Raw genomic sequence first — 1,870 nt, 5'->3', positions numbered from 1 at the left:
CGCCTCGCGCAGCTTGTGCGCCAGGCGGTTGGCCCGCCGGTTCAGTTCGGCATAGCTCAATGACTGCTTGCCCGCCAYCACGGCCGTGGCGTCCGGGGTACGGAGCACCTGTTGCTCGATCAGTTGTGGCAGGCACTGCCCGGCCGGGTAACGGGCCGCGGTGCGGTTCCAGTGTTCGACGACCTGTTGATGCTCGGCGGTGCTGAGCAACGGCAGTTCGCTCAGGTACTGCTGAGGCTGGTGCATCACGTGTTTGAGCAGATTGATCCAGTGCTGCCCCAAGCGCTCGATGGTCGCGGCATCGAACAGCGCCGTGGCATAGACCAGCGAGGCGCCCAGTTGCCCCTCTTGCTCGTAGGTATCCAGTGTCAGGTCGAACTGCGCCGTCTGCTCGACCCATGGCACGCTCTCCACTGTCAGCCCGGGCAATACATGATGTTCATCCTTCACCGCGACCTGATGATTGAGCATCACCTGGAACAACGGGCTGTGGCTCAGGCTGCGATCCGGCTGCAAGGCCTCCACCAGTTGTTCGAACGGCAACTCCTGGTAGGTCTGTGCCTGCAGCACAGTCTGGCGAACCTGCTGCAGCAATTGCTCGAACGTGGTGGTCAGCTCGAACGTCGCCTTGAGCACCTGGGTGTTGACGAAAAAGCCGATCAGCCGCTCGGTTTCCACTCGAGTGCGGTTGGCATTGGGTACACCCACCCGAATGTCGTTCTGCCCCGAATAACGCTGCAGAAGGGTTTGCCAGGAGGCCAGCAAGAGCATGAACAGTGTCACCCCTTTTTGCTGGGCAAAATGCTTGAGAGAGCGGGCCAGATCGTCGGTCAGTGCAATGTTCAGGCGGGCACCGGCATAACTCTGCCTCGATGGACGTGGACGATCCAGAGGCAATTCCAGCACCGGCTGTACCCCGCTCAGTTGCTCGCGCCAGTATGTCAACTGGCGCGCCTGCTCGCCTGCAGCCATCCACTGCCGTTGCCATAGTGCGTAGTCGGCATATTGGAGGGACAGCCTGGGCAGGCTCACAGCCCGGTCCTGGCGATAGCCTTCGTAGAGGCTCACCAGTTCCTCCACCATTACCGACATCGACCAGCCATCGGCAACGATGTGGTGCAAGGTCAGCACCAGCACATGATCATGTGCTGCCAAACGCAGCAGTCTGACCCGCAGCATCGGGCCGCGAATCAAATCAAAGGGCTGATGGATCTCGGCGGCGACACGGCGCTGAATGCCGGCTTCGTCGTCCAGCACTTCGAACGCAATGGCAAGAGGCTGTGCCGCATGGATGATCTGCACCGCCTGTTCCCCCTCCTGACGGAAAGTGGTGCGCAGGGTTTCATGCCGCTCAATCAGGGCATTAAAACTGCCCTGCAATGCCTCTCGGTTCAGATCACCTTTGAAACGCAAGGCAACCGGCAGGTTGTAGGCGGGACTGTCCGGGTTCAACTGCCACAGGAGCCACTGACGCTGCTGGGCAAACGACAACACCAGAGGCTGCTGGCGATCCGTCGGTTTGAACGCAGGCGTGCGGTTGCCTGCACCTTCGCTGACTCGGGAAACGAATGGGCCCAGTACCGGCGCTTCGAACAACACACGCAGCGGCACTTCAATCTCCAGAGCGTGCCGAATGCGGGAAATCACCTGGGCCGCCAGCAATGAGTGCCCGCCCAGCTCGAAGAAATTGTCCGTCAGCCCCACCGGCCCGACCTTGAGCACATCCGCCCAGATCGCCGCGATCTGTTGCTCAAGCTCCGTACACGGTGGCACATGCGTGTGTTGCTGCTGGCGGCCATCCGGTGGCGGCAAGGCCTTGCGGTCCAGCTTGCCGTTGGGCGTCAGCGGCAGCCGGTCCAGAAACAACAGG

The 1,870-nt window shown here is 61.4% G+C and carries 1 protein-coding gene; it reads right to left on the bottom strand.

Going from position 1 to position 1,870, the window contains the following annotated elements:
• A partial coding sequence (locus ASF84_RS29015; protein WP_236709391.1) for a condensation domain-containing protein occupies positions 1–1,870 on the bottom strand: 1,870 nt, incomplete at both ends.

It is taken from the genome of Pseudomonas sp. Leaf127 (assembly GCF_001423155.1).
In the GTDB taxonomy this organism is placed as follows: domain Bacteria; phylum Pseudomonadota; class Gammaproteobacteria; order Pseudomonadales; family Pseudomonadaceae; genus Aquipseudomonas; species Aquipseudomonas ovata.
The sequence above is the reverse complement of the archived record's forward strand: the minus strand, read 5'-3'. Positions and strand labels throughout refer to the sequence as shown.